Raw genomic sequence first — 7,296 nt, 5'->3', positions numbered from 1 at the left:
AATATGGATTTGATATGGTAAACAGTAAATTAACTTGGGAAGATATTATCAAGTTTGAGGAAGTAGCAGGTTATGGTCAGCATATCTGGAAACACGGCGAACAATATTATCTTGTCGTGGATGAAGGAGGTATTGCGGAACAACGAGTGGTGTATGAATTGCCACTAGAGTTGTTTCAAAAGGTGAAATTGCAAAAGTTTTTGGAGCAGGTGGTGGAACGCAGATTAAACGAACATCTGTTAGCTGGTACGAAAAAATGGGACTATTAAAGGAGATAAAATAAATGGATAAATTGATGCATGAAAAAAAAATAATTCAACAGAAAATTGAAGAGTTGAATTATACTACGCTAAGAGTCTCCGTATTTAATGGCAGGAATAAAGGGAGAGAAGATTGGCAAACGCGAATAGAATATGATGAGGGGGAAAAAGTATACTTAGTTTATTCTTTAGGAGATAGAGCAAGTATTATAGGAAAGATTAGAACATTTGGAAATTTTGAAGAAGCAGAGCAATGCTTATTTGAGATATTGGATTTAACTGTAAAATATAACAGGTTGCAAGTGATGACTAACGAGGAACCAGAATATCCTTCTCCTTTGTGGGACAAATCATAATGATAAATTTAGAAAAGCAACGCAGTGAAATTTGATTTGAATTTTACCGAGCTCTCCCATCAACAAGTATCGACTTCCTTTATGCGTAGTGAGGATATCAAGATTATCATAAATAAGAGAGGATTCAATAAACTCATCGAGTTTTTGTTGTTAGATGCCTTGCTAAATATTATTATGACTGAAACTCTGTACAACAATTTAAAAATAAATGGTACTTATCTCTTGCTTGTAAAAGCCTGTATTGCTTTGGTGATGGCTCGTTTATCTATTTGCCCATACCCCAGTAAATCATTAAGGTGTTACTCTTATAATTTACTAAAATCAATTGATTTAATAAGCAATGGCCATCAATAGTCCTTTTAGAAATCGTTTCGGAGTATCTAATTAAAGTGCTAAAAGAAATGCAGCATTTCAGAGTATTGGTTTGTCCTATCAAGACATGTTGAGTGTGTAGGATTGCTTGTTCAAACTGATTTAACAAGTATTTATCTAGTGAAAGCCCTACAGTAAGGAGTTTAAATATGAAATTCCATGAATTTGGTGATAAGAATTTGCCTTCTATCTTGCTGATACATGGCGGTGGCAGTTCTTGGTGGAATTATCTTCGTCAAGCACGGATCTTGTCGGTGGAGTATCGTGTCATTCTACCCACCTTGAATGGCCACGGCGAAGAATATCAACTTGATTATGTTTCTACTGAAGATTCTGCTTTGGAGATTCTAGACTATATCAAAGCAAACTGTGGTGGGAAATTGTTTGCGATTGGTGGTGTTTCACTTGGTGGTCAAATTGCCATGGAACTTTTGTCTTTAGACAGTGAAATTGCTGAGAAGGCCATCATAGATGGAAGCCTCTGTATTCCTCAACCAAGTTTAGCTAAAATCAGCATCTTTCTAGTGTCTCTATTTGGTAAACTGATGTTCAATAAATTCTCTTGTAAACTTCAGTTAAGCATGATGAACAAACTCTATCCTAAACTGGCTTATCCAGAGGAAATAAAAGCTTATTATTTGGAAGATTTGCCAAGGACGCCTGTCAAAACATTGGTGACCATTTACAAAAACTATATGGGATGTTACAAGCTGAAAGATATGATTTCTGCTAGCAAGGCTCAGGTTTTGTATATCTATGGTGAAAAAGAATTGAACTGTGTGAAAGAATCAGCGAAATTATTTCATCAGCTACATTCAAATACAATTTGGTATGAAGCAAAGGGGTATAACCACGGTTATTTATCAGCTTACCTGCCTTATGAGTGGATTGATTTGGTGGTGCCATTTTTAAAGAGTGATTCATTAGAAATGTGTAACGAATCTGAAATGTCATAAGGAGGAAACGGATGCTAGGAGTAATTATTGGAGATATTGTAGGTTCAGTTTACGAATGGAACAATATCAAAACGAAGGACCTTTCCTTTATTTGGGAAGGATTGTTTTTTCACGGATGATACTGTCATGACCTGCGCAGTTGCTGAGGCTATTATGAATGGTGGTCACAAGGATGACTTTATTGATGCTATGAAAAAATATGGCAAGATGTATCCCGATGCAGGATATGGTGCTAGATTTAGTAACTGGATTGATAGCGACAACCGTGAATCTTATTATAGTTTTGGGAATGGTTCTGCTATGCGTGTTTCTCCATGTGCTTGGGTCATGTGCTGTGGTGTCTATGCGAGAACCAGTACGTGGCCATCATCTAGAGGACTTGCGAGTCTTTCTGCAGGGGTAACTCATAATCATCCAGAAGGTATAAAAGGCGCTTTGGCTACAGCTGATGCTATCTTTTTGTGTCGTTTTTACTATGGTGGTTATTGTAGAGAATACGAGCAACCAATTAAGGACAATCCAACAGAGTGTAAAAGACGGATTAAGGATTATATAGAGAAAGAATACGGCTACAATCTATCTAAAACTTTAGATGAAATCCGCCCTAATTATCGTTTTAACGAAACATGTCAGGAAACTGTCCCTCAAGCCATTATCGCCTTTCTTGAAAGTAGAGACTTCGAAGATGCGATAAGAAACGCCATCTCACTTGGTGGCGACAGTGATACACTGGCCGCAATCACTGGTAGCATAGCTGAGGCGGCATATGGCATTCCTGATTGGATCAAGGAAAAGGCCTATTCTTACTTGGATGAACCCTTAAAGGATGTAGTTAGACGATGGGAAAATAGAATAGAAGCAGATTAATTTCCAGTACGTCATATTTCTCTTTTCTGTATTTTCATTGTATAATGAGAGTACATTTTGTTACATACGATGAAATGCAACCATTTCTAGCGAAGATTAAGGAGAAATTAATGAAAAAAGTAATGGTAATTATCAACCCTACTTCTGGTGGGGAAAAGGCTTTAGATTACAAAGAAAAGCTGGAGAATAAAGCAAAAGAATACTTTGAGCACGTGGAAACCAAAATTACCGAAAAGGAGCTGGATGCAACATATTTTGCTGAGGAAGCTTCTCGTGAGCAGTACGATGCAGTGGTTGTGTTTGGTGGAGATGGTACTGTCAACGAAGTCATTTCGGGTATTGCTGAGAGAGACTACATTCCTAAGTTAGGGATTATCCCTGGTGGGACGGGTAACCTCATTACGAAACTGTTGGAAATCAATCAAGACATCGATGGCGCGATAGATGAACTCGATTTTAACTTAACCAACAAGATTGATATTGGTAAAGCGAATGACAATTATTTTGGTTATATTTTTAGTATCGGTTCTCTTCCTGAAGCGATTCACAATGTTGAAATCGAGGACAAGACAAAATTCGGTATTCTAGCCTATGCTGTAAATACCATGAAGTCTGTCATGACGGATCAGGTCTTTAATATTAATGTCGAGACAGAAAATGGAAATTATGTTGGTGAAGCTAGCCATGTGTTGGTTCTCTTGACAAATTACTTCGCTGATAAGAAAATCTTTGAAGAAAACAAAGACGGCTATGCCAATATTTTGATTCTAAAAGATGCTTCAATATTCTCCAAATTATCCGTCATTCCTGATTTACTAAAAGGAGATGTTGTCGGCAATGATAATATTGAGTATATCAGAGCGCGTAATATTAAGATCTCTTCAGATAGTGAATTGGAGTCAGATGTTGACGGCGATAAATCGGATAACCTACCTGTAGCAATCAAAGTCTTAGCTCAGCGAGTAGAAGTATTTTCAAAACCGAAAGAGTAGAAGGTAAAAATTAGTTTATTATTCACAACGAAATTAAGTTCTATATCAACGATTGGAGGAGGAATGAATTCTCTATTTGATGAATTTCGAACAATTTGTTCTCATTTAAACCAAGTCGGAATCACTCCGACGCTCATGGGGTCTTTGGGGTTTGAATACCGATCAAATGAAGAATGGGGGCCGTCTGACATTGACATTCATGTGCCTGGTGACCCTAGAGGTTGGGAAGCACCCGATCATCTCAGAATTTATGAGTGGGACAAGATAATGAAAGTGATGAAACACTTAGGCTACACCTTAATAGATATTCATGAGCATGAATTCCAAAAAGATGGTCTGAGTGTTGAATTCGGAAGTATCGATTCTTTACCTGATTTTGTAGGAGTTTCGGAATCAGATATAGAGCTGATTCATCTCGAAAACATCACTTTTCGCGTTCCAAGTTTAGAACAGTATTTAAGTATTTACAAGGCTTCTTCCCAAGATTCTTATCGAAATAACCACAATAACAATAAGGATTTCAAAAAGATAGAGTGGCTGGAAAGATATTTGTAAATCATCATTTGGAAAGTAGCAAGTTGTAAGACTGGCTGCTTTTTTATTTATAGAACCAAACCACTAGAATCTATGGACAAGCCTTGAAAATAAAATAAGAAAGTAGTATACTAGAATCACAATTATGAAAACGTTTGCGTCGTAAATGTAATCAAGTAAATCAGGAGACAAATACAGTGGAATTAACAGCCATTTACCATAGGCCAGAGTCGGAGTTTGCCTATCTTTATAAGGATAAGAAGCTTCACATTCGGATTCGAACTAAGAAAGAGGACATTGAAAGCATCAACTTGCACTATGGAGACCCTTTTATCTTTATGGAGGAGTTTTATCAGGATACAAAAGAAATGTCCAAAATAACTTCTGATGCCCTATTTGATTATTGGCAGGTTGAAGTGTCCGTCTACTTTGCGCGTATCCAGTATCTCTTTGAACTCAAGGATACAGAAGGTCAAAGTATTTTGTATGGCGATAAAGGGTGTGTGGAAAATTCTCTAGAAAATCTTCATACTATTGGAAATGGATTTAAGTTGCCTTATCTTCATGAGATTGATGCCTGCCAGGTTCCTGATTGGGTTTCAAATACGGTATGGTATCAGATATTTCCTGAGAGATTTGCTAATGGAAATGCTCTATTAAACCCAGAAGGGACTTTAGACTGGGATTCATCTATCACACCTAAGAGTGATGATTTCTTTGGTGGTGATTTACAGGGGATTATTGACCATCTGGATTACTTACAAGACTTGGGTATTACAGGTCTTTATCTCTGTCCCATTTTTGAATCTACGAGCAATCATAAGTACAATACGACGGATTACTTTGAAATCGACCATCATTTTGGAGACAAGGAGACCTTCAGTCGACTGGTGAACCAAGCCCATCAGAGAGGCATGAAAATCATGCTGGACGCCGTTTTCAACCATATCGGTTCGCAATCTCCTCAATGGCAAGATGTTGTCAAAAATGGTGAGCAATCTACTTATAAGGATTGGTTCCATATTCAACAATTCCCAGTGACTACTGAAAAGCTAGCTAATAAGAGAGAACTACCTTATCACGCTTTCGGTTTCGAGGACTATATGCCTAAGCTAAATACAGCCAATCCAGAGGTCAAGGATTATCTTTTAAAGGTTGCGACTTATTGGATTGAAGAGTTTGATATCGATGCTTGGCGTTTGGATGTGGCTAATGAGATTGACCATCAGTTCTGGAAGGATTTTCGTAAGGCAGTTCTAGCTAAAAAGCCTGATCTTTATATCCTTGGAGAAGTCTGGCATACGTCTCAGCCTTGGCTAAATGGATATGAGTTTCATGCAGTCATGAATTATCCTTTATCTGATAGTATCAAGGACTATTTCTTACGAGGTGTTAAGAAGACGGACCAGTTCATCGATGAAATCAATGGCCAGTCTATGTACTACAAGCAGCAGAGTTCAGAAGTGATGTTTAATCTTTTGGATTCGCATGATACAGAACGAATCTTGTGGACGGCAAATGAGGATGTTCAACTGGTTAAATCAGCCCTAGCCTTTCTCTTTTTACAAAAAGGAACACCCTGCATCTATTATGGAACAGAGTTATCCTTGACTGGCGGTCAAGACCCAGATTGTCGTCGTTGTATGCCTTGGGAACGTGTATCAAGTGACCACGATATGCTGAATTTCATGAAGAGGCTGATTAAGATTCGCAAACATGCGTCAGCAACCATTCAGCACGGCAAGTATAGCCTTCAAGAAATCAAAGCTGATGTACTAACCTTGCAATGGAATTACGATAACCAAGTCATCAAAGCCATTTTTAACCAATCAACAGATGATTATCTTTTAGAGAAAGAAGTAGTAGCACTAACAAGCAATTGCCGAGAATTGGAAAATCAGCTTGTGATCTCTCCAAAAGGATTTGTGATTTTCAAAAATTAGTGGATGAAGATTATGATCTTTTACTCAACTTATATAGTATAATAAAGCTAGTTACTAAACCTGTAAAAGGAGAAGAAGATGAAGACATCAAGTAAATTAGCTACATTAGGAATCTGTTCAATCTTGTTTTTAGGCTTGGCTGCTTGTCAACAAAATGCTACAACTTCGAATGGGGCGAATCAAAGGCAAACCAGTTCAGCGAAAGTTCCATGGAAAGCTTCATACACCAACCTAAACAATCAGGTAACTACAGAAGAGGTCAAATCTCTCTTATCAGCTCACTTGGATCCAAATAGTGTTGATGCCTTTTTTAATCTTGTAAATGATTATAATACCATTGTCGGCTCAACTGGCCTATCAGGAGATTTCACTTCCTTTACTCAGACAGAATACGATGTTGAGAAAATTAGCAACCTTTGGAATCAAAAGAAGGGCAATTTCGTTGGTACAAACTGTCGTATCAATAGTTATTGTCTTTTGAAAAATTCAGTCACCATTCCAAAACTTGAAAAGAATGACCAATTGCTTTTCCTAGATAACGATGCGATTGATAAGGGAAAGGTTTTTGATTCAAAAGATAAGGAAGAGTTTGATATTCTATTTTCGAGAGTTCCAACTGAAGCAACTACAGATGTCAAGGTTCACGCTGAAAAGATGGAAAAATTCTTCTCTCAGTTTCAATTCAACGACAAAGCTCGAATGCTATCTGTGGTCTTGCACGACAATCTGGATGGCGAGTATCTGTTTGTAGGCCACGTTGGAGTTCTAGTGCCAGCTGATGATGGTTTCTTATTTGTAGAGAAATTAACTTTTGAAGAACCTTACCAAGCCATTAAATTTGCCAGCAAGGAAGATTGCTACAAGTATTTAGGCACCAAGTACGAGGACTATACAGGTGATGGACTGGCTAAGCCTTTCATTATGGATAACGATAAGTGGGTTAATCTTTAATAGTGGTACGATATGACAGTAATCCTAGGACATTTATATTTTTGATGAGTTGATGGGTTATTTCA

Annotated in this window: 6 protein-coding genes and 2 pseudogenes; all 8 read left to right on the top strand. The window is 37.6% G+C overall.

Going from position 1 to position 7,296, the window contains the following annotated elements:
• Positions 1-269: pseudogene (locus tag HMPREF2628_RS10170) on the top strand (hypothetical protein); the annotation flags it as partial.
• Positions 270-283: 14 nt separating this feature from the next.
• Positions 284-616 carry an Imm59 family immunity protein gene (locus tag HMPREF2628_RS10165; protein WP_070843090.1) on the top strand — a complete coding sequence of 111 codons (333 nt, stop codon included), beginning with the start codon at positions 284-286 and terminating at the stop codon, positions 614-616.
• A 521-nt stretch (positions 617-1,137) separates the two neighbouring features.
• Entirely contained in the window at positions 1,138-1,944 is an 807-nt protein-coding gene (locus HMPREF2628_RS10160) for an alpha/beta hydrolase (protein WP_020902855.1), read from the top strand.
• A gap of 11 nt (positions 1,945-1,955) precedes the next feature.
• Positions 1,956-2,811: pseudogene (locus tag HMPREF2628_RS10155) on the top strand (ADP-ribosylglycohydrolase family protein).
• 110 nt (positions 2,812-2,921) lie between these two features.
• Entirely contained in the window at positions 2,922-3,803 is an 882-nt protein-coding gene (locus tag HMPREF2628_RS10150; protein WP_070843089.1) for a diacylglycerol/lipid kinase family protein, read from the top strand.
• Between the two features lie 63 nt (positions 3,804-3,866).
• On the top strand, positions 3,867-4,358 hold the full coding sequence (locus HMPREF2628_RS10145) for a hypothetical protein (protein ID WP_004261289.1): 492 nt from the start codon (positions 3,867-3,869) through the stop codon (positions 4,356-4,358).
• Positions 4,359-4,534: 176 nt separating this feature from the next.
• The gene (locus HMPREF2628_RS10140) at positions 4,535-6,280 is read left to right on the top strand and encodes a glycoside hydrolase family 13 protein (RefSeq protein WP_070843088.1); all 1,746 of its coding nucleotides are present in this window, start codon (positions 4,535-4,537) and stop codon (positions 6,278-6,280) included.
• Between the two features lie 78 nt (positions 6,281-6,358).
• Complete coding sequence (locus HMPREF2628_RS10135) at positions 6,359-7,231, top strand: DUF4300 family protein (RefSeq protein ID WP_070843087.1); 873 nt, start codon at positions 6,359-6,361, stop codon at positions 7,229-7,231.
• The last annotated feature ends 65 nt before the right edge of the window (positions 7,232-7,296 follow it).

It is taken from the genome of Streptococcus sp. HMSC063B03, assembly GCF_001836965.1.
GTDB lineage: Bacteria > Bacillota > Bacilli > Lactobacillales > Streptococcaceae > Streptococcus > Streptococcus pneumoniae_F.
The sequence above is the reverse complement of the archived record's forward strand: the minus strand, read 5'-3'. Positions and strand labels throughout refer to the sequence as shown.

Excerpts from the sequence above, each read along its gene's own strand:
- HMPREF2628_RS10165 (WP_070843090.1), top strand. The coding sequence starts at position 284 with ATGGATAAATTGATGCATGAAAAAAAAATAATTCAACAGAAAATTGAA.
- HMPREF2628_RS10145 (WP_004261289.1), top strand. The coding sequence starts at position 3,867 with ATGAATTCTCTATTTGATGAATTTCGAACAATTTGTTCTCATTTAAAC.
- HMPREF2628_RS10150 (WP_070843089.1), top strand. The coding sequence starts at position 2,922 with ATGAAAAAAGTAATGGTAATTATCAACCCTACTTCTGGTGGGGAAAAG.
- HMPREF2628_RS10160 (WP_020902855.1), top strand. The coding sequence starts at position 1,138 with ATGAAATTCCATGAATTTGGTGATAAGAATTTGCCTTCTATCTTGCTG.
- HMPREF2628_RS10135 (WP_070843087.1), top strand. The coding sequence starts at position 6,359 with ATGAAGACATCAAGTAAATTAGCTACATTAGGAATCTGTTCAATCTTG.